Origin of the sequence: Roseinatronobacter sp. NSM, from assembly GCF_052379845.1 — a bacterium.
In the GTDB taxonomy this organism is placed as follows: Bacteria; Pseudomonadota; Alphaproteobacteria; order Rhodobacterales; family Rhodobacteraceae; genus Roseinatronobacter.
In genome coordinates this window covers 14,432-36,550 of sequence record NZ_JBQTCF010000036.1, presented here as the reverse complement: position 1 = coordinate 36,550, position 22,119 = coordinate 14,432, and the positions used below count along the sequence as shown (strand labels likewise).

At 59.5% G+C, this 22,119-nt stretch carries 8 protein-coding genes and 1 pseudogene; 5 read left to right on the top strand and 4 right to left on the bottom strand.

What is annotated here, in order from left to right; translation table 11 throughout:
* Nucleotides 1–228: 228 nt before the first annotated feature.
* On the bottom strand, nucleotides 229–1,191 hold the full coding sequence (locus tag ACTZWY_RS16720; protein ID WP_444791847.1) for an AraC-like ligand-binding domain-containing protein: 963 nt from the start codon (nucleotides 1,189–1,191) through the stop codon (nucleotides 229–231).
* A 156-nt stretch (nucleotides 1,192–1,347) separates the two neighbouring features.
* Between ACTZWY_RS16720 and ACTZWY_RS16715 the strand changes: the two genes are divergently transcribed.
* On the top strand, nucleotides 1,348–2,364 hold the full coding sequence (locus ACTZWY_RS16715) for a carbon-nitrogen hydrolase family protein (RefSeq protein WP_444791846.1): 1,017 nt from the start codon (nucleotides 1,348–1,350) through the stop codon (nucleotides 2,362–2,364).
* A gap of 372 nt (nucleotides 2,365–2,736) precedes the next feature.
* Here ACTZWY_RS16715 and ACTZWY_RS16710 read toward each other — a convergent pair.
* The 3 genes and pseudogenes from ACTZWY_RS16710 to hisN form a co-directional block, all read right to left on the bottom strand.
* Nucleotides 2,737–2,931: pseudogene (locus ACTZWY_RS16710) on the bottom strand (recombinase family protein); the annotation flags it as partial.
* 82 nt (nucleotides 2,932–3,013) lie between these two features.
* Entirely contained in the window at nucleotides 3,014–3,805 is a 792-nt protein-coding gene (locus ACTZWY_RS16705; protein ID WP_444791845.1) for a DeoR/GlpR family DNA-binding transcription regulator, read from the bottom strand.
* A 4-nt stretch (nucleotides 3,806–3,809) separates the two neighbouring features.
* Nucleotides 3,810–4,610, bottom strand: coding sequence for a histidinol-phosphatase (gene hisN, locus ACTZWY_RS16700; protein ID WP_444791844.1), 801 nt, complete (start codon nucleotides 4,608–4,610; stop codon nucleotides 3,810–3,812).
* A gap of 122 nt (nucleotides 4,611–4,732) precedes the next feature.
* Between hisN and ACTZWY_RS16695 the strand changes: the two genes are divergently transcribed.
* The 4 genes from ACTZWY_RS16695 to ACTZWY_RS16680 all read left to right on the top strand — a co-directional run bounded on the left by ACTZWY_RS16695 (nucleotide 4,733) and on the right by ACTZWY_RS16680 (nucleotide 22,102).
* A complete protein-coding gene (locus ACTZWY_RS16695; RefSeq protein ID WP_444791843.1) occupies nucleotides 4,733–5,743 on the top strand; it encodes an ABC transporter substrate-binding protein in 1,011 nt (336 codons plus the stop codon).
* A 74-nt stretch (nucleotides 5,744–5,817) separates the two neighbouring features.
* A complete protein-coding gene (locus tag ACTZWY_RS16690; RefSeq protein WP_444791842.1) occupies nucleotides 5,818–6,816 on the top strand; it encodes an ABC transporter ATP-binding protein in 999 nt (332 codons plus the stop codon).
* Nucleotides 6,813–8,513, top strand: a complete 1,701-nt coding sequence (locus ACTZWY_RS16685) for an ABC transporter permease subunit (RefSeq protein WP_444791841.1) — start codon at nucleotides 6,813–6,815, stop codon at nucleotides 8,511–8,513. Before ACTZWY_RS16690 ends, ACTZWY_RS16685 begins: the two co-directional genes overlap by 4 nt.
* A gap of 581 nt (nucleotides 8,514–9,094) precedes the next feature.
* Nucleotides 9,095–22,102 (top strand): beta strand repeat-containing protein, encoded by a 13,008-nt coding sequence (locus ACTZWY_RS16680; protein WP_444791840.1) that lies wholly within the window; start codon nucleotides 9,095–9,097, stop codon nucleotides 22,100–22,102.
* Nucleotides 22,103–22,119 lie beyond the last annotated feature (17 nt).

Sequence of the window (22,119 nt, the reverse complement as noted above, 5' to 3'; positions counted from 1 at the left end):
TTTTCGAGTGTTAGACCGGTCGATGATGCAGCGCGGCTACCGGCTTGGATGCGCCAGAAGCTCAGCAACCCGCTGGTTTCGGATCTTGTCCGCAAATTGCCTGAACCTTAGCGAGGTGCGTTTTTCAAGTTCGTCCGCCGCCAGGCAAACGACGGTGCTTTGCCGGGGCAGGCACAGCAGGAGCGCCACCACGCGGCGTGACAAGCCGCGACGTTACCGTGCCATACATCAGCGCAGAGCCAGTGACTGCTGTCGCACCACGCGGGGCGCTTGGTCGAAGCGGGCTTTGAACGCACGACTGAAATGCGCCATATCGTTGAATCCCCAGAAGAATGCTATTTCCGTCAAGGTAAGATGTGACTTCGACGGGTCACTTATGTCACGCCGGGCATTCTCCAACCGCTGTATCCATATCCAACGGCTCAGGGTTTCGTCCTCCCCATCAAAAGCGCGGTGAATAGTGCTGACGTCGACCCCTTGCGCGGCTGCAATCATCCCGACGCAGAGCGCGGGATCGCGCAGATGTTGAAAGACGTAGGCCTTGATCGCAGCGCGCCGGGCACCTGACGCTGTGTCCGATTTCCGCAGTTCCGCGCCCAGCAGCGACAGCGCCCCAGCGGAAAGCAGGCCGCGCAAGGCCTCTTCCATCGGGCATTGGGCGTCATACCCGAGATCGCCATTGTTCCATGCCACGGTTTCGATGGCATTAAGCACCGCGCGACCAATGCTCGAACCGCCCGGTATACGGCGCGCGGTCAGGCGCTCGGGCATCTTAAGCAGCGGACGCAGGGCATGACCTGGCACAGCCACAACGTATTGCGCGAATTCTGCGTCAAAGATCAGTTCGTATGGCCGCGTGGTATCATAGAGCGCGAAATCGCCGGGGGTCAGGGCTGCGACGCGCCCATCTTGCACGACGGTGCAACGGCCGCGTTTCTGGATACTGAACAATAGCTTGTCTTCGTCGTGGCGTGCGATGCTGCGACGTGTGCGGCGCACCTTTTGCGCGGATGCGCGCACCTGCGTCACGCCGATCTCGCCAACCATTCCCGCATCGATTTGGCCATAGAAGGGCGCCAGCCGGTTCCGTTCTTCGCAGTCTAGCGCGGTGTATGTGCGGCACACCGCTTCAACCCAGTAAGAAAGGCTTTCGTTCTGAGGAACAGAGGCTGTGGTCCAGAGTGGTTGCATGGAAAAAATTTACAGCCTCTTTGCGCTGCGTCCAGAAAAAGCTGCAGGTCTGCAACTCTCAGTCAAGTGTCCCGCGGCCCCCAAGCAAGCCAGGCCGCCCGGTCGGAAGTATTCCTATGGAATCAAGAACCACAAGAAACCAACAAGGAGTTCCTAATGAACAAGCAAAAAACCAAGTTTCGTGCCGCTGCGGTTCAGGCCGCGCCGGTATTTCTCGACCTCGATGCATCGGTCGACAAGGCCATCAGCCTGATCGAGGAAGCTGCGGGTAACGCTGCCGATCTTATCGCGTTTCCTGAGACCTTCATACCCGGTTACCCCTGGTATATCTGGCTGGACAGCGTAGCGTGGCAGATGCAATTCGTGCAGTGCTATTTCGACAACGCGCTGGAATACGGCTCGCCGCAGGCCGAACGTCTTGCCAAGGTCGCGCGCGACAACAAGATCATGGTCGCCATGGCCCATTCCGAGCGCGACGGCGGCAGCCTGTACATGGGGCAGTGGATTATCGGGCCGGATGGCCGGACCATCGCCAAGCGCCGCAAGCTGAAGCCCACCCATGTGGAACGCACGGTTTTTGGTGAGGGCGACGGACGCGACTTGTCAGTCTACGACAGCGAGCTTGGCAAGATCGGCGCCCTGTGCTGCTGGGAACATCTTCAGCCACTGACCAAATATGCCATGTTCGCGCAGCACGAGCAGGTGCATATCGCGGCCTGGCCCAGCTTCTCCATCTTCCCCGGCGGTGCTTATCAATTGGGGCCCGAGGTTAACACTGGCGCAAGCCGCGCCTATGCCGTCGAGGGCGGCTGCTTCGTGATCGCGCCGACCGCACTCGTATCGCCAGAGATGTCCGAAATCCTGTGTGATACAGACACCAAGAAGGCTCTGCTAACTGTTGGGGGCGGCTATGCGCAGATCTATGCACCGGACGGTCAGATGATCAGCAACATGCTCGCTCCGGATCAGGAGGGGCTGGTCTATGCTGATATCAACCTTGGCATGATCTCTCTTGCGAAGGGACCGGCAGATCCGGCGGGGCACTATTCGCGTCCTGATGTGACGCGGCTGGTTCTCAACAAGGCCCCGCGCGATGCCATGCTGATACTTGATGCCGACAGTCCGGCGCGCAATGTCGCGGACGAGGCCCCGGAGGACGAGCAGCACATATAGCCTGTATAGCGAAAGAAAACACTCTGATCCTATCGGGCGCAGGCTTCCGTCCGTGCGGCAACCGTCTCGCGGGGAAGCCTCCGCTTGCCGATAGGTCGATAAATAATAACGAAAGCTCGGTGAAATACGACATCACCCTTATTCCCCATGTCAGTGGTTGCCATGGCCGAGGGCTTCACTTCGACGTTTTCTTTCTGATCAGTTTGACAACTTCTGGCATTAACCTTGGCAGGATTGCCACGCCCGCCACAACACGACCTAACGCCATTATGCTATGCTGATGATCTTTTGGATCGGTAGCTTGCAAGGTTGCCTATCTCCGCGGTGTGCGCTCATGGATGTTCTCCATCCGGGTGCAGATGGTCTGAAGTGTGATGCCATGTCGATCGCGTCCTGAATGGCGTGCAAAAACGCGCCCTCCGCCGCAAGCCGCTCGGTCACTTGCGGCACCCGCGCCAGCACAGGCCGCGCCCGATTGCCGCCAGAAGCCTGTTCTTTGTTGATATCGACACGGCCTGCGGATTTCAGGGCCTGCGACTGGGGCAGGGGGGGCAATCTGCGGTTCACACAGGCGCATAGGCTGTCGGGGGCATGAAATCATGTTATTTGCAGTTACGGATAGAATGAATAAACGACCGTTTATCGGGCGTCACTTCGCCCGCTTTTGCGCAAAGATGATATCTGCTTTCGCTTTCTTGAAATTCGTGATCTCGGCATGCGTCCGGGCGCTATGATCAAGAACTATGGTATCAAGCGCGTCTATGGTGCAGTATGAAACACGGCTTACAACACCAAGTTTGGAATAATCGGCAAGCAGAATGGTTTTCTTGCTGCACACAACCATTGCGCGCGCAATTTCAGCCTCATCCGGGTCATAGCTGCTGGCGCCTGCGCGGGCATCCAGACCGAAGGGCGACACAAACGCGACATCTGCATGATAGCGCATGATTTCATTTATCGCGCTGGCACCAAAGGTTGCGGGCGGTTGTGCGGCAAATCTGCCGCCAATCAACACCACTTTGTTGCGCCGGTCCTGCGTGGAGTCGGGTGTGCCGATGCGGCTGGCAACATCCACCGAATTGGTGATGATCGTCAGCCCGCTTAATTGCGATAACCGTTCTGATAGAATGGCTGTCGTGCTGCCAGCATCCAGAAAAAGCGTCTGGCCGGACTCGACAAGGCCAGCTGCAGTCGCCGCAATCTGGCGCTTTTCACGCAGGCGGACGGTCTGTCGTTCGGCATAGGGGGGCTCGCGCTGTTCAGTGTGCGGGATCGCCCCGCCCCGGACGCGTTTCAATTCGCCATCCTGTTCCATTTCCAGCAGATCACGCCGGATGGTTTCGCGAGAGACACCGAATTCTTCGGTTACACGATCAACAGAAATGCCGCCAAACGTGGCCAATAATGCGCGAAGCCGCTGGCGTCGTTCCTCTTGCCACATGATCCTATACCTTCAACATCTCAAGTGCGGCAGCATGAAGATCGGGCGTGGCCGCCGCAATCACGCGCCCGTCCGAGTGCAACCCCAGTGGTGCACCCGCCCAATCGGTTATCATACCGCCAGCTTCTTCAATTATCGGGACAAGGGCAAGGTAGTCATAAGGTTGCAAAAGGGTTTCCACCACAAGATCAATCTGGCCCGATGCAAGCATCCCGTAATTGTAGCAATCCCCCCCGAAACGGGCAATGTCGACCTTGTCGCAAATCCGTTCGATCGCGCCACGCTCTGGTGTGGTGAAATATCTTGGTGATGTTGTGTAGAACCGCGCTTCTGAAATGTTGCTGCACGCCCGCACATGGCAGGCTTTGGGGCTTTCGTTTTTGTCGCTGAACCAACTGCCCGCCCCGCTTTGTCCTACCCAGCGTTCGTTTAGGGCTGGCATCTCGATGACGCCAATCCTTGGTTGGCCACCGTCAAACAGCGCAAGAAGCGTGCCCCAAAGTGGTGATCCGGTGATGAAGCTGCGTGTGCCGTCGATAGGGTCAATCACCCATAGCGGGCCACTGGGTTCAGACGCGCCGCCGAATTCCTCGCCCCAGATGGCATGGTCTGGAAAGCGTTCGGAAATAGCCCTGCGCAAGAACAGTTCCGTCTGCCGGTCTGCGTCTGTGACAGGGCTGGCATCCGCTTTCGTTTCAACGGGAACAGGTTTGCGAAACGATTCAAGCGCCCGCATGCCCGCCTGTCGGGCCACGTCCTGCGCAAACCCGGCAATTTCCCGAGAGGGATACTGCATTGCTTCCATCTTGTACTTCCTCGTTGTGCTGGCGCTTAAAATATAACCACTTTTTACACAAAAACACAGATTGCCACATTTTCCAAGCTGAGTTATCCTGAAATTCCAAGCTTATCAACAGGAGACGCAACATGAGACGGACAATAACCCGGTTTTCCGCATCGCTTGCCGTAACCGGCCTGCTGGCCGCCCCCGCGATTTCAGGGGAAATTACTGTCTATTCGGCGCTGGAAGATGAGGAAATCGCGGCCTATCTGGAAGCCGCGCAAGAGGCGATGCCTGATCTGACAGTGAATGTCCTGCGTCTGTCGACGGGTAATCTTGGCGCGCGCCTGATCGCCGAGGCGGGAAATCCGCAGGCGGATGTCTTGTGGGGCTTTGCAGTCACCAACATTCTGAACCCCGCCATTTATGACCTGCTGGACACACACGCGCCGGAAGGTATTGACGATCTGCCCGCGCAATTTCGCGATGCCGAAAACCGCTGGTTTGCGCCGATTGGCTATATGGGCGCATTCTGTGTGAACACGATGCGGCTGGAACAGATCGGCGCGCCAATGCCGCAATCCTGGGCCGATCTGACCGACCCTGCATTCGAAGGTGAAATTGTCATGCCTGACCCCGGTTCATCCGGCACAGGGTTCTTGCAGATTTCTGCCATTCTCCAAGGCGCTGGCGAAGACGCAGGCTGGCAGCTGATACAGGATCTGGACCCGAACATGGCGCAATATACCACGTCAGGGTCGCGTCCCTGCCGCATGGCGCAGGTCGGTGAATACACTGTCGGGGCGTCTTTGTCCTTTGTGGCGATGCAGGGCATCGAGCAGGGCTTCCCGCTGGAAATGGTTATCCCGTCGGATTTCGCTGGTTTTGAACTTGAAGCGAACGCCCTTATTCGTGGCAGCAGCAATGCAGACGACGCGCGCCGCTTCCTTGATTGGACATTGTCGGAAAGTGCCGCACAGGTCTATTCTGAAAAAAAGGCTTTGATCACTTTGCCCGGTGTTCCAAGATCACCGCTTGCCGCGCAGGCAGGGTTGCCGGAAGATCTGTCCGAAGTGCTGTTCCCAATGGACTTTGCGACATCGGGTGCGCAACGTGATGCGATCATTGAACGTTGGCGCGAACTGGTCGGGCGCTGACAGGGCCAGACACTCCACCAGTGGCGGCGTCCCTCCTGCGCCGTCACACGCCTGATCCAACACAGAGAGCCGCAATGCAGTTGAAAATCCGCAACCTCGAAAAATACTATGGTCAGTTTCAGGCATTATCCGATGTCGATCTGGATGTCGGGGACGAGGAATTCGTTTGCCTGCTTGGCCCATCGGGTTGTGGAAAAACCACATTGCTGCGCATTATTGCGGGGCTGGAGCCATATAACGCGGGCACGTTGGAACTGGCGGGCAAGGATCTAAGCACAGTCGGCGCGCAACATCGCGGGTTCGGGATTGTGTTTCAATCCTATTCCCTGTTCCAGCATATGACGGTGGCCGACAATATCGGGTATGGGCTGCGCATTCGCAAAACCCCATCCGCCGAGAGGGACGCCAAGGTGCAAAAGCTGATGGAGCTGGTGCATCTGCAATCTTTTGCGCAGCGCTATCCCTATCAACTGTCCGGCGGACAGCAACAACGTGTGGCAATCGCAAGGGCGCTTGCGGTGGACCCGGCCCTTTTGTTGCTGGATGAGCCGCTATCCGCGCTGGATGCGCGGGTCCGCAATGATTTGCGTCTGGAGATCCGCGATGTCCAGCGCCGCCTGCGCATTCCCACGATCATGGTCACCCATGATCAGGAAGAGGCGTTGATCATGGCCGACAAAATCGTTTGCATGAATGCCGGAAAAATCGAACAGATCGGCACGCCAAAAGAAATCTATTCACGCCCACGCACCAGATTTGTGGCAGATTTCGTGGGGATTTCCAACTTCCTGACGCCGCAACTGGCACAGACGGTGTTGCCCGATCTGGGCAGTCACCCGCCGGATGCGCAGCATTTGCTGGCCCTGCGCCCCGAAGATATTTCGGTATCCATGTCGGACGGCGCGCAGGCCTGCATCACACAGGCCAGCTTTCTGGGCAATGTCACGCGATTGACCGTCGATCTTGGTGAAACAACCCTTCTGGCAGAAAGCCATCACAGTCAGGGCCTGAAAGCAGGCGACCGCGTTGCCATTTCGGTGGCGCCTGATGCCGGTGTCTGGGTGCGCGCATGACCGCCGGTTCGACACAAGAACACCCGCCCCGCAGGATTGCCCGCACGAAGCCGCTTGTTATTCCGCCCTTGGCACGGAGTTTGTATCTTACCAGCCTTTGGGTGCCATTGATCGGCTTGGGGCTGTTTTTCCTTTACCCGCTTGCGTTGATTGTCCAGCGCAGTTTTGTGCAGCGCGACGGCAACCTGGGCGTTGGCAATTACATCGATGTTCTGTCGATGGGGCATATTCTGGGTGTGGTGCGCAATTCTCTGATCATGAGTGGCCTGACCACGCTTGTTTGCGTTCTGCTGGGGTTTGCGATCGCCTATCTTTTGCAGCGCACCCGTGCACGGCTAAGCTGGGTGATTTCGATTGCGCTGCTGCTGCCGCTTCTGGCCCCGTCACTTGTGCAGGCGCTGGGGTTGATATTCCTGTTCGGGCGCAATGGCCTGATCAGTCAGGCGACAGGATGGAACCTTCAAATATACGGGCTTTGGGGGTTGGTTATTTCCAATTCCATGTATGCGCTGCCACAAGCCGTGATGATCATTCAGGCGTCGTTGCGCCAATCCGATACACGACAATATGACGCGGCCATGATGCTTGGCGCAACGCCGTGGCGGCGGTTTGTGGATATCACCCTGCCAAATGCGCGTTTCGGGTTGCTGAGTGCGGCTTTCGTTTGCTTCACCGTCACGATTACCGATTTCGGAAATGCGGCAGTCATCGGGGGCAATTACCGTGTCCTTGCGACCGAGATATACGCGCAGGTTGTCGGCCAGATGAATTTCAACATGGGCGCGGTGATTGGCATTTTGCTGCTTATTCCCACGCTTATGGCCTTTTACATCGAAAAGGTCGCCGCGCAGCGTCACACCAGCGGCGCGACAGAAGGCGCGATGCCGGTCGTGCCGGACAGGCGGGCTTTGCGCGACATACCTTTGGGCATTCTTGGGTATGGAACTGCAGTGTTCCTGATCGCCGTAGTGGCCACAGTCGTTTACGCCAGCTTTGTCACGCTTTGGCCATACCGGCTGGACCTGACCTTGCGCAATTACAACATTACCGCGCAAGGCGGCTATGGGCCGCTGTGGATTTCGTTGATTGTATCGATACAGGCCGCCGTGATCGGCACGCTTATGTTGTTCATGCTGGTTGTATCCCAGCGCCGTCTGGGGCGCGGTATGGCAAAGGCGGTGTATCTGCTGGCCATCGTGCCGGTTGGCGTGCCGGGCTTGGTGCTGGGCCTTGCCTATGTGCTGTCGTTCAATGTGGCCGGGGCAATTCCCGGAATGCTATATGGCACGACGCTTCTGATCGCGTTGTGCAATTTCTACCACTACCATTCGCAGGGCTTTCTGACGATGGTAAGCGGCATTCGTGCAGTTCCCGCCCAGTTGGAAGAAACCGTGACCTGCATCGGCGGAAACACATTGCAGCGATTGCGTGATGTGGTTCTGCCGATCATGTTGCCGACATTGGTTGCAGTATCTTTCTTCCTGTTCATGCGTTCGATGGTGACCCTCTCGGCAGTGATATTCCTGATAACGCCGCGGCTAAGTGTTGGCGCTGTGTCTGTGCTGCGGCTGGATCAGGCAGGGTTTGCAACGCAGGCGGCGGCTTTCTCGGTATGCATTATGGCGGTTGTCCTGATTGCGCTGGGGTTGATGAAAATAACGCTGGCTGTGGTGTCACGCAGGCCGCAGTCCGCCTAGTGAGCGTTGGCGCCTGAGGCATGGGCTTTCGGCCTATGTTTGCGCAAACGGGCCTTGAGTTGTGCGCCTATGCGGCTGCGTTGATCCGCTTGCCATAGGGCAGGTGGGCTTATCTTCGGTTCTGACGCGGGCACAGCCGGTCATGGGTATGCAAGCGGGCCGTTTATAGCGACGGCTAAGGCCAATGAATTATCGTTTTAGGACATTATTTTGTGGGCCTGAGTGTCAGTCATCTTGCTTGGGCGGCCATATGGACGACTTCGGCACAGCGTCCGTTCACCTTGCTTAGCGCTTGCCCGAGCGAATCTGCCGCTGTGCGCGGGTCTGTTGCCTGACATGACCTGAAAGGTGATCAAACATTCAAGTAATCAATGATCTAACCTGTGTGCGAATGCGAGCGGGGCGCAGGATAAGAGAAGGATCGTCTCATTTGAGACCATGATCCCCCGTATGATCAGAACCCAAAATCCCAGTTTTTGTTATTCTGCCGCCATGGGGCGACATGCGACCTGTGTTCTGATGATCAGAGCGCAGGTTGTCGTGTGGGCCGAATGAACTTTTTGAAAACACGGGGATATAAAATGAGCATGGACAATCAGTACAGCACCAAAACAGTCGACGGTGGCAACAGCAGCAGCACTGCAGTCGACCTGAACGCGCTTCTAGCCCAGCTTGAGAGCGGCGCGATCGTGCTTTTTGCGCAAGGCTTCTTCAAGCTGACCGCAAATCTTGAATTACCGGCTGGTGTCACGCTCATTATTGAAGGCGATACAGCGCTTGATGGTGCTGGCTTCACGCTGAACGCGCAAGAAGGCAGCATCTCTGTTTCTGAAGCGGTCAGCGAATTCACTCTTGATAATATCACGATCGAGGGCGGACTTACCGGGTCAGCGTTGCTGACCGTGCTGCCTGACACGGCCCCCCTGACGTTCAATGCCACAGATACTGTGCTGAAACCTGCGTCGGGCGGCGCTGCGCTGTCCTTCGAACGTGCTGTTGTAGGGTCTCGTGATATCGCTGTCACCCCTGCCGGAGATGGTGAAGCGGTTGACACCACATTCGGAATTGACCTCGGTTCGGGCAGTGAAACAACCGTGTTGCCCAAAGTCTACCAGCAAGAGCAGGGCAAGATGGCCCTGTCGACGGGCCTGCTGTCGGTAAATTCTCCCGAGAGTTTCAAAAGCGCAACTGTCACCATTGAAGACACGCGTTCAGGCGACACGCTCAGCCTGAATGACGATGCCAACACCCTCGCCCAGTTGCTGCGCGTGTCGATGGATTTCGATGCACAGACGGGTGTTCTTAGCATCACGCCTGCTGAAGGGCGGCTGCTGAACGCTGGCCTGGTAGAGTTGCTGCTGGACAGCGTCAAATTCGAAAACAATACCACCCAGCCCGGCCTGTCACGAGAGTTCACCTACACTCTGACAGATGCGAGCGGGAATATCATCACAGCCAGCGCGATCCTGCTGATCAACGACCTGAATGCCGCGCCCGAGCTGCAGTTGAACGCGATCGACGAGTCGGGATGGGCGCCCGGTGACGCAACCGCAACGTTTGCGCAAGGCGACGGGCCGGTCGATATCACGACTGACGCCGAGATTGTGCTGACCGACGACGAAGATGATGTCATCGCGTTTGTTGAACTGCGCATCGTGAACCCTTTCGATACCGCGCAGGAAGCATTGCTGCTGCGTGCAACCCCGAAATCCGGGGATCTGTTTGGCCTGTCACCGGCCGAACTGGCACAGATTGCTGGGATCACTGTAACCTATGATGAAGCGACATCCACCCTGCGGCTGGAAGCTTCGGCCGGGGCGCTGGACGATCTGGTTGCGACCACGGATTTGCTGCAATTCCTTGTCAATGAAGTGAAATACAACTCTGACCTGCCCAACCCAACGCTGGGCGGCACGACACGCACGATCGAGGTTGTCGCCAAGGATGCGCTGACCTCAAAGCCCGCCAGTTCGGACGTGCTGAGCTTCATCATCGCACTTGAGGGCGATGATCTGCAGGCGATCAACGCTGCATCTGACGCTGCCGCGATGCGGACCGCGATTGATGAAACAGACGAAGTCAAGGACCTGCTGATTGATGCGCGTTTCACTGATCTTTCGACCGCGCGTCAGGATGCGTTGCTGCTGGATCTGGTGAACAACCGCCCCTCAGAGGAAGAAGGGCTGTACATCACGTTTGACCAGTTCGAGAACGATTTCTTCAACCCGCTGGCCGATGCCTATGACGCGATCAGGATCGCGGTTGCCGATCCTTCGGTCGCCAGCATCCAGGCCGCGCTCGATGCGCTTCCCGAGGCGCTGACGCTATCGGGGGAGCCGGGTCTTGACAAGACGACGCTGCAGTCCCTGCTCGACACTTTCGACACGCTGACTGTGCTGAAGCAGCCGATCCTCGATGCTGTTGCCGGCGCGTCCGGCGTTGACAGCCTTGTTGATGTGTTCGCCACGGCTGCCGAGCTGGCGCCGGGTGTTGCCTTCGCCGAGATTGACCAGGCCAGCACAGCCGCTGAAGTCAAGGCCATCCTCGATGATGTCTTCATTTTCGTAACAGGCGCAACTGTGGACGCCTATGAGGCATTGTCAGCGGACGGTCAGACTGTGCTGGCGGTTGCGCTGTTGCAATCAGATGCAACGGATTTCGAAGGGCTGCAGACGGATTTCGAAGCAACCCTCGAGCGCCTGAATGCGCTGTCCGAAAACCGCTTGCAGGCGGTGAAAGAGGACGTCGCAGCAGATCTCGCAGCGCTTGAGAGCGCAGACAGCACCCTTGAGACTGTAATCGCAGCGCGCGAGGCTGTGCAGGCGGCGGTGACGGCAGGTATCGACGCAGCAAACAGTTCGGCTAAGGGAGCGCTGACTGTCGCAGTTTTCGAAGCCATTCGCGATGCGATGGACGGCATCGTTGCCGCCGGGCTGCGCGAGGTGCTGGACGACAACACGCCGGTCGAGGATATCTCGGCCGCCGATCTGACCGCGGCGGTCACGCTGTTCGAAAGCCTGTCGGTGGAAACACAGATCGGCACGCTTGCAGCGGTTCAGTCGGGTGACAGTTACACCACGCTGGGCAGCGTGCTTGACGCGTTCGAACCTGCCATCAAGGGCATTCTTCTGACTGCGCTGAACGCAGCCGGTTCGGTCGCCGACGTCAATGCCGTGCTGGCCGACGCCGGGAAGCTCTATCCTGAGGTGGCTGAGCCCAACCTTGATGACTCCGCCAGCTTTGTTGCTGTGGCGGAGTTCCTTCTGCTTGGTGCGGAAGGTGCAGGTTTCCCCGATTTCGACACAGCCGCGGCCTTCTACTTCAATGCCGTCGAATTCGCTCAGGCCGGCGAGGCGCTGGTCGACGCTGTGAACGCAAAGGACGCATCGGGGGTTGAGACCCAGCTGGGCATTGGCCGCGACAAGCTTGCCGCAATGGATATCGTGCTGGGCGACGTCACTGTCGCGGTGCTGGACGGTGTGCTGACCGCGATTGACGGTCTGGTTGACGGGCGCTTTCAGGCGGCGGTCAACGATCTGGCCGACAACGCGCCATCGGATGGCTGGGCGGCTTCCAACCTCTATGACGGCAGCCTGACCAGCCTTGCTGAAGGGCTGATCCTGTTCCGTGTCGCGGTCGAGGATGCAGTGGACGCCGCAGGCGATGCCACAGTGGGCAGCTTCGGCGAGGGCGCGCTGGACGGCGTGGTGGCCGCGCTGGAGGTGGTGCAGGGCAAGAAGTCCGACGCCACAATCAACGGTCAGGGGGTGGGCGATGTCATCGCCGCCGTATCGGCTGTGGCGACTGCGCTGAACGCGCTGGTCCCGGGCCGGGTCGAAGCGCTGAACGCCGATCTGGCTGCGAATGCCAACACTGGTGACGGGTTCAGCAGCTTCACCGCCATGTTCCAGGTGCTGGAGCCGCTGGTCGCGTTCCGCACTGATGTGCAGGCGGCGGTCGAAGCGGGCGTCGCGGGCACGCTGGGCGTGGCCGAACTGGACGCTGTGCGCGACAGCCTTGCCGCGCTGGATGGCAAGTCGGTGAATGGCGAGACTGTCGACGGTGATGCAGTCAACGCGCAGTTCAACGCGCTGACGGGCCGGATCACGGATCTCGTGCCCGGCCGCTTCGTTGCTGTGCAAAATGACCTTGCAGCGAACAGCGGCAATTTTGGCAGCTTCACGGGGATGATTACGCTGTTCGACGGGCTTTTGACCTTCCGCGAGGAAGTGCAGGACGCTGTGATCGCTGGAAGCAACGGCACGCTGGCGCTAGCGGATATCGAAGCCATCACCACGGCGCTTGAAGCGCTGCCAACAGGCACGCTGATTAATAACACCGATGTTGCGTTGGTCATTGAAGGTCAGGAAGGGCTAGAGGCGCTTCTGGGTGACGACCAGCTGATCGAGGGGCGCTTTTCCGCGCTCGCCGCTGATCTCGGCGACAACGCGAATGGCGGCTTCGCCAGCTACACCAATATGGTGACGCTGCTGCAGCCGCTGGCCGAGTTCCGCATCGAACTGGGCGAGGCGATTGACACGGCTGCGGCGGGGGACTTTGCCCGTGGCGACGAAGGCACGCTGGAGGGCGTGCTGGCCAAGCTGGAGGCGATTGCGGCGGTCAAGTCCGACGCGACCATCAACGGCCAGGCCATCGACGGGATCATCTCCGGCAAGGAGGAGCTGATCGCGCGGGTGACTGCGCTGGGCAACGATCCCGAGCCGCGCTTTGATGCTTTCGTCGAGGATCTGAAGGGGGGCAGTTATACCAGCTTCACCGGCTTGATCCTTGAACTGGATAAGGTGCTTTTGCCGCGCGAAGCTGTTGAATCTGCGGTGAACGCAGTGATCGCGGCTGCGGACGGGTCTGATCTTGGTGCGCTGACAGTTGGTCTGTTCGAAGAGGTGCAAGTCGCGCTGGCAGCTATCGAGGACGCTGAACTGACAACTGTTGTCAACAGCACGCCGGTCGAGGACATCTCGGCCGCTGCGCTTGCCGCAGAGCTGACGACCTTCGCCGAACTGCGCGAGAGCACACAGGAGGCGGTGCTGGCCGAAGTCCAGACCGGCAGCTTCGCCACGCTGGCCGGGGTGCTGGACGCCTTCCCCGCGGCGCTCGACACAGTGGGCCTCGCGCTGGTCAACGATGCGACCACGGCGACGGAACTGCTGGACGCGCTGGCCGACGTTGCAGTCTATGTCACGGACAACACAGCGCTGAACAGCGTGCTGGCACTGCGCGACACCGACGCGGCCCGGGCCGAGGCGCTGGCCAACGACTTCCTGCTCAACAGCGACGGCACCTTTGCCAGCCTCGCCGATGCCGGCGCGTTGCTGACTGTGCTGGAAGATGTCTATAGCGGGCTGGACATCAATTTCGACGCAGACCTCTTCACCCTCGGCACGAAGGGGGATGCCTCCTTCACGCTCACGGTGGGCGATGCCTCGGTGGAACTGGCCAACATCGGTTCCATCGAATTCGCCGACAAGACCGCACATGTCGCCGGAAGTGGTGCGTTGCAGACAGTGACCGCTGCCATTGGTGCGGCAGGTACGGACGGCGATGTGGTGCTGCTGGCCGCAGGCGATTACAGTGAAACCGTGAATATCAACAAGGCGGGTCTGACCATCCTTGGCCCGAATGCCGGGATTTCGGGGCATGCTGACAATTCCGTCAATGATGCACGCGGCGATGAGGCGAAGTTCATCGCCTCGGGCAGCAACGCCACCTTCCGCGTTACTGCCGATAATGTGACCATCGATGGTGTCCAACTCGCGCTTGTGCCAACCGGGACCACGCCGCAGATTGATGTTAGCGGGGACGGTGCCTCTTTCCTGAACAACATCATCAATGCAGCACTTTACCAAAAGGCCAGTGGCCTGTTGTTCGAAGGTAACTTCGTCGGCGACTTCGGGGACGCCTTAGGCAAGGGCTATTCCGGCAACGCCATCGTGCAGGACAGCAACAACGTCACGCGGTCCGATTGGGTGATCAAGGGGAATGTGTTCGACGGCACCGATCGCGGCATCGTGCTTGCGTCATCGGGGTCCGTGGGGTCGACCTATGAGAACCTGCTGGTCGAGGGCAACGTATTCCAGGGGATCAACGGGCGCGGTGTGCAGTTCGGTGATAACGCGTCCATAGATGGCGTAATCATCACTGGCAACACGTTCAAGGACGGGTCAGCCGGTATCGGGGTCTTCAATCCTGTGAGCCCTATTGAGGGGCTTTCAATCTCCGGTAACGAGTTTGACACTCTTGATTTCGGCGTAATCATCAACGCGCCTGCAGCAGCAGGTTTGTTCGTCGATCAGGACAGCAACACCTTCACGGACGTTATTCAGGCGGTGAGTTTCTTGGCTCCGATCCCTGAGCTTGATGTAGCCGGGGTGTTGGGCGGCGGCGTGGTTAATTTTGCTGATGTTGGGATTTCGTTCGACGACAGTCGCTACGAAATCACACAGGGCGAAGCAGTCGTCACTGTGTCCGGAATCGGCAAGTTGGCGTTCAGTGACCAGAACGTTCTGGTTGTCGGCAACGGCGGGTTCGCAACCATTCAAGAGGCGGTGGATGCCGCCTTGGCAGGTGACACGGTCTTGATCGCGGATGGCACCTATGACGAGGTGGTTTCCATCCCCTCGGGCAAGGCTGGGCTGACCATTCTGGGCAGCGAAAATACTGTCGTCAATGCGGTCGACGTGAAAGCCGACGGTGTTACTGTCGAGAACCTCAAGGTTCAGGGCGGTGCGACGATTTCAGGGTCGAACGCAGGGATCTATGTTGCGGCTGACAATGTGACGCTGACCGGTCTGATCCTGACCGGGCCGGGCGAGGGTGAGCCGGGCGCGTTCCGCGGTATCATCACCGAAGGCGGCAAGGGGGTTGGTCTGGCAGTGACCGATGTCACGGCGGCAGGCTGGGCGACGGGTATCTACCTTAATCCGGGTGCGACGGATGCTGTGGTGACCGAAAGCGACTTCTCCGGCAACACAGTCGGCATGTCGATCGATGGAGTAGACAACGTTACGCTGACCGGCAACACTTTTGGCGGCACGCTAGAGGACCTCGGACTTGGTGCCGCAGGCATCGCCGAAGCGACAGGCAACACCTTCGTCTCGGGCCAGTTCGGCAATTTCACCGGGCAGATCGTCAGCCTTGGGGCAAATACGGTCGCGGGTTTCGAGAAGGAGGGTGTTATCCTTGGCACCCTTGGTGACGACGTGTTTGCCGCAACAGACGCTGATGAAGCTTTCTTCGGGCAGGATGGGAACGACCTCGTCACTTTCGAGGGCAACCTTTCGGATTACAGCGTGTCGATCACCGATGGCGTGATCACTGTGTCGCGCGATGGCGAGATCAACACCCTGACCGGGGTGGAGGCGCTCAAGTTCGCTGACGGTTTTGCAGTGTTGGAGGGCCTGTCGATCCAGACGGCCATCGATCTGGCGTCGGCGGACGACACGATCAACGTGCTGGCGGGCGTCTATGAGGAGGCGATCAACCTCAACAAGGCGGTAAGCCTTGTTGGCCCGAATGCGGAGATCACCGCCCATGACACTGACCGCGAAAGCGAGGCCGTGATAGGTGGCAAGGTGACGATCAGCGCCGATGGTGCATCGCTCACTGGTGTCACATTGACGAAGCCGTCAACCTCGACCTCCACCAATGACATCAACTTCTCGGGCTGGGGCGGCAACAACCTTCTGGTGCTTGCCGATGATGTAACAGTCCAGAACAACGTCATCGAAGTCTTCGGTGCTGCAGGCGGCTTCTCGGACGGTTCGGGCTTCGTTCGCCTTGGCGGGGCCTCAACTTTCGAGGGCAACGTGGTGAAGGCGGGCGATGGCTATGACGCCGCCAACGACGCGCGCGGCGCTTCGGCGGTCTGGATCAACGCCGACACCGACGATGCGGTGACGGTCAGCAACAACCACCTGCTGGTGTCCACCAATGTGACCGCCACGCCGAACGACGCCGACGCGATCTTCCTCAACAACGCTGGTGCGGTGGTGATCGACGGCAACCTGATGAAGGGGACCGACGGCGGCTTCGTGGCCTTCGGCGACTACGGAACGCTGACGATCACCAACAACACCATCGAGGATTACGCCAAGACCGGCCTGCGCATCTTCGAAAGCACGAACGACACGAAGCCCGATGTGGTGCTGTCTGGCAACAAAATTGACGACAGCGGCGACCGGTTGGTCTTTGTCGATGGTGCGGTGAAGCTGGGCAGCGACGGCTCGGGCTTCGACGCGGTGGTGGACAACTTCACCGGAATCCCGGCGATCTACCGTGTCAATGATCTGGACGGCAAGTTCGGGGTGTTCGCGGACGGTAACCTGTCGCTGTTTGCAGATGTCGAAGATGCGCAGGCGGCGGCCGGTGCTTCGGGTGTCATCTGGGACTTCGATGCCGCGCAATTCCTTGTGTTCGACGGAATGTCGATCCAGGCGGCGGTGGGCGCGGCCGAGGCGGGCGACACCATCACGGTGGCCGATGGCAACTACGGGCCGGTGACCCTGGACAAGGGGCTGTCGCTGATCGCGGCGGGCACTGATGTCGAGATCACGGGTGCCGGCGTCAACCAGGGCGCGGCAATCCGGGTTAACGATGGGGTCGATGGGGTCTCTGTTACCGGCTTCAGCCTTTCGGCCGAGGCGAGCGATCTGGCTGCAGTCTATCTGGTGGGCAACAACGAACTCGTCAGCTTCGTCGGAAACACCATTTCGGGCGGCAGCGGCCATGCGGTGCTGACCGGCGGCGGCATGGAGAATGTGGCGCTTCTGGGCAACACCATCACTGGTGACGGTCCGGCGTCGGTGGTCTATGTCAATGGCGAGACCAGTTTGGGCAACGCGTCCAGTATCGTTTCGCTGATCGGCAACACCATCACCGGTAATCCGGGAGCTGGCCTGCTGGTCGGGCTGGAATCGACCGGCGGTGTCGTGCAGGGCAACACCTTCCAGGGCAGCGCAAGTTACGCGGTGCTGGAACTGTGGGGCACCGGTGTGACCGTCGGGGGCAGCGAGGACGGCGAGCCGAACACCTTCGGCGCCTTCCCGCGGGTCGTCGTTGATCAGACGGGCAGCTACGCGCTCACCGGTCTGCTGGCGGACAACGACTTCGCCGAGCCTGAGATATTGCTGATCCGCAACGCGGATACTGGCAACATCTACAACTCGCTGGCCGATGCCTTTGCCGATGCGCAGTCGGGCGAGACGGTGAAAATTGCGGCTGGCGAGCTTGACCTGTCGTCAGTGGATCGTCTGACGGTGCCCGAAGGGGTTACCCTGACCGGCGCCGGGCTGGACATTGACGGCACGCCGTTGACCACGCTGAAAGGTGGTCTGCTGGAACTGGCCGACGGCGCCAAGGTCGAGGGGCTGGCCTTCACCGAGTATGACGCCCGGCTGGGCGGTGGGCAGCCGGTTGTGCTGGTCAGCGGTGCCGATGCGACTGTCACGGAAAGCACCTTCACCGTTGACGGTGCCTCCTCGGCCTATGCGTCTGAAATCCGGGTCACAGGCGAGAATGCAACGATCACCGACAACACCATCAGCCGTGACGTGGCTGGCGATGTAAGCGGCAGTTCGATCGGCAACTCTGCGATCTCTGCTGGCGGCGTGGGCAAGATCACAATCACCGGCAACACGTTGGAGCGCGCCATCATCGGCGTTGTGACAGCGGCCGATGGTGTCGATCTGACCATCACCGGTAACACGGTAACACCGACGGTTGTCAGCAATGACGGTATCTTCGTCACTGGTCCGGGCTTCGGGAACATCCCGGACGGTTCGACGGTGAACATCGGGACCAACACCTATATTGCGAACGGCAACGGTGACCTCCTCGGCCTGCAACTGCGCGGGACGGTGACCGAAGGCTTCGACTTCACCGGCTTCGCCACCCCGGGGCAGGACTTCTTCCAGGGCGGCGGCGGGGACGACACCTTCGCGCTCAGCGGGGCAGGCACGGTGCTTGACGGTGGCATAGGTGGCATCGACACTGTAAAGCTTGACGATCTTTACTCCCCGTCCGATTTCTCCAAGGGGCAGGACGGCGATGTGCTGCTGGCGGGTAATACCCTGCGCAATATCGAGCGGGTGGAGCTTGAGGACATCGGTGTCGTGTCACTGGTGCCGGCAGATGGCTTCAGCATCCTGTTGGTGGGTGATGATGATCGGCCTGATCTCCGCGTCGACGACGGCAACTTGCTTTTGGCTTCCCTCCTTGTGCAGTTTGACGGGGATGTCCCCAATGCCCTTACGCTTCTGGGGGGGGATTACCGAGGTTCGGAAGCGGTCGCTCTCCTTGAGGCATTCGCGCTGACAATAGAGGGCGATTCGCAACTTCCGCTGACGATCAGTGCCGACCTCCTAACCGTCGAAGGGTCTGGAAATATCTCCTTCGACCTGTTTGCCGGTTTCCTGGATGCATCCGAGCTTACAGGGGCGCTCTCGGCGGATGTGCTTCTCGCAGGCTCCGTGGTGGCGGGTGGCGACAACGTCGATGTTCTGACCCTTGTGGAACAGGTGGGTGAGGACGATGACGGTCTTCCCGTGACAGCACCGGTTGCGTTTGATCGGTCGCTTCTGGTCGAAGATCCTGTGATCGGCGACCAGACAGTTGAGGGGGCGCTGGCATACGCGCTTGATCCGGAGAATGATGATTCCGGTGTCATTCTGGGCGCGGTCGAGACGCTGGTGTTCGATAACGTCACCCTGCATGTCGCAGGGGTCGGCACCGGGCGCAGCGTGCAGGAGGCCGTCGATGCGGCAGGTCCGGATGACATCGTCTTCATCGGCAACGGCACCTATGACGAGGTGGTCACCATCCCGTCCGACAAGACCGGCCTGACGATCATCGGCAGCGACAACGCCACGGTCACCGCGTTTGACGTGAAGGCCGACGGGGTCACCATCGACAACGTGACCGTTGATGGCGGCGGCAACACCTCCGGCTCGTTTGCCGGTGTCTATGTTGCGGCCAGCAATGTGTCGCTGATCGACCTGACCCTGACGGGTCCGGAGCAGGGCGAAACGGGCGGCCAGGCGCGCGGTATCCTGACCGAAAGCGGCAAGGGTGCCGGATTGAGTGTGACGAACGTCACTGCGACGGACTGGGCGACGGGCATCTACCTGAACCCCGGTGCGACAGGTGCCGTGGTGACGGGCAGCACGCTGACCGGAAACTACGTCGGCATGTCGATTGACGGCGAAGATGGCGTCACGCTGACCGGCAACACCTTCGACGGCACGGTCGAAGACCTTGGCCTCGGCGCGGCGGGTATCGCCACGGCGACCGGCAACACCTTTGTCTCGGGCCAGTTCGGGAACTTTACCGGGCAGGTTGTCACCCTTGGCGGCAACACCGTTGCGGGCACCGGCTTCGACAGCATCAAGCTGGGAAGCACGGGCAACGACACCATCACCTTGGTGAGTGAGACCGGCATCACCCTTGTGGTTGGCGGCTCTGGCACCGACACTGTGGCGGCGCCGGATGAAGCGGCTTTCGGACTGAGGCTAAACAGCATCACTGCCGAGGCCGGGGAGATCACGCTTGCGTTCAGCAATAATGATGAGCAGCCGACAGTCACGGCTGTGTTGCAGGATGTGGAGCGCTTCCAGGCCACCATCGACACGCTTCTGGATCAGTTCGGGAGTGTGGCAGAGGATGGCGTTCTGACGGCCTCCTTCTTCTCCGACAGTGGCTTCCCGGTTAAGCTGGGGGGTGCGGGCGACCGTCCTGACATCTTCTTCGATGCCCGCGATCTGCCCGGTGTCATGGCGCTTGCCGCGCAGCAGCTGGCGGAAGAAGAGGTTGTCATCACGCTGATGGACGATGCGGCCACCTATCCGGGTATCATCGATCTGACTGAGCTTGCTGACGGCTTCAATGCCACCTCGATCACGGTCAACCGCGAGGGTTCAGAGAGTGTCTTTATCGGTCCGGTCTTTGCGGCGGGTGACACGGTCGTGCTTGGCGATGGCGTCGATTTTGCGAATGTCGCGCCGCAGCTGGTGGATGTGGATGTGTTCGAAGGGCCGCAGGTCAATGAAAGCCTGACCGGTGACCCCTTTGCATCGTTCACTGTGTCACAGCTCAACACATTGTTCCGCGATGATGATTTCGGTTCGGATCTTGCCGGGATTGCGCTGGTCGGGATCGAGGCGCCGGGCGAAGGCATTGTCACTGGGCGGTGGGAGTTCAAGACAACAGGCGACTCGGCCTTCCGGGACGTGCTGACTGTTCTCAACTCCGAAAACTTGGTGTTGTCAGAGGCCACGGCCATGCTGCTGGCGGATACGACCCAGCTGCGCTTCGTGCCCGATGCGGCCACGGATGAAGACCGTAACTTCGGTCGGGTGCCGGAACTGTCTTTCGTGGCGGTGGACAGTACGCAAGAACTGATCGGCGGTGGACAGTTCACCACCTCTGGCCGGTTGCGGACTGACGATGTCTCGGTGCGGGGCGATGCCACGGCATATTCCGCCGAGATGGCGACATTCACCAAGCAAGTCGCGCAGGTCTCCACGCCGGGTGACTTCAACACCACGGAAAACGCGCTCGGCCCTGTGACAGAGGACCTGTTCACCACTGCCGATGGGTCTTTCGTCAACGGGGACGGTGACACTGTGGCGGACATCTTCGGAACCAGCTTCGGTGACCCTTTGACGGCCTCGGACCTGAAAGGTGTCGTCGTGGTGGCCAACGCCGCCGTGGCGTCCCAGGGGGCCTGGCAGTACAAGGCGTCCGGTGGTTGGGTCGATATCGGTGCGGTCACGGCGGCCGATGCGCTGTTCCTTGCGCCGGATGCAGAGCTGCGCTTCGTGCCGAACTGGAACTTCAACGGTCAGGCACCAGAACTGTCGGTGCGCGCGGTCGACGAGGCAGGCACGCTTGCCACCGGGGATGCTGTCGATGTAAGCGGCGGCGGCGGTATTGGCACGAACTTCAGCGCATCGATTGCGTCACTGGGGGTCGAGATTGCGCCAGAGGCGGATATCTATACCTTCGGGCAGGACGGGTTGACGGCAACCCTGAATTTCGAAGGCAACCCGGGCAGCGTGTTCGAGTATAACGGCCTGCCGGTGATCAGCTTGCTGAACTTCGATCGCGAGTCCGACGCTGGGGCTCGTGACCTGATCGAGTTTGGTTTCGTTGGGCTTGAAGGGGCGCCAGTGTTTGTCAACGCTCTGAACAATCAGCAGAACTCTGCGGCGAACGTAATCCTGTTCAACGCCAATACGATTGTTACGGAAAGCAATGTCGGCGATACCTTTGTCAATGCGGCCTTCGCAACAGGAAAAGGCTTTTCGCAGTTCTTCCCAAATGGGTTCTCTGGGGCACCTGGCGAAGTAGGCGAAGCCATTGGGATTTTCCAACAGTCTGACGGGTCGGTCTCGGTCTGGTTCACTTCAGAGGTGAACGCGGCCAACGCAGGTATCGACTATGTGAAGCTTGGGTATTTCGGCGGGTCTGAATGGTCGGCGAATTTCCAGGACGACCATGATGCGAACGCTGTGCCCACTGCAACTGTTGCGGAGTTGCAGCAACTCATCCAGTCGGATTTTGCCTTCGTCTGATCCGTCTGCGCCTTGAC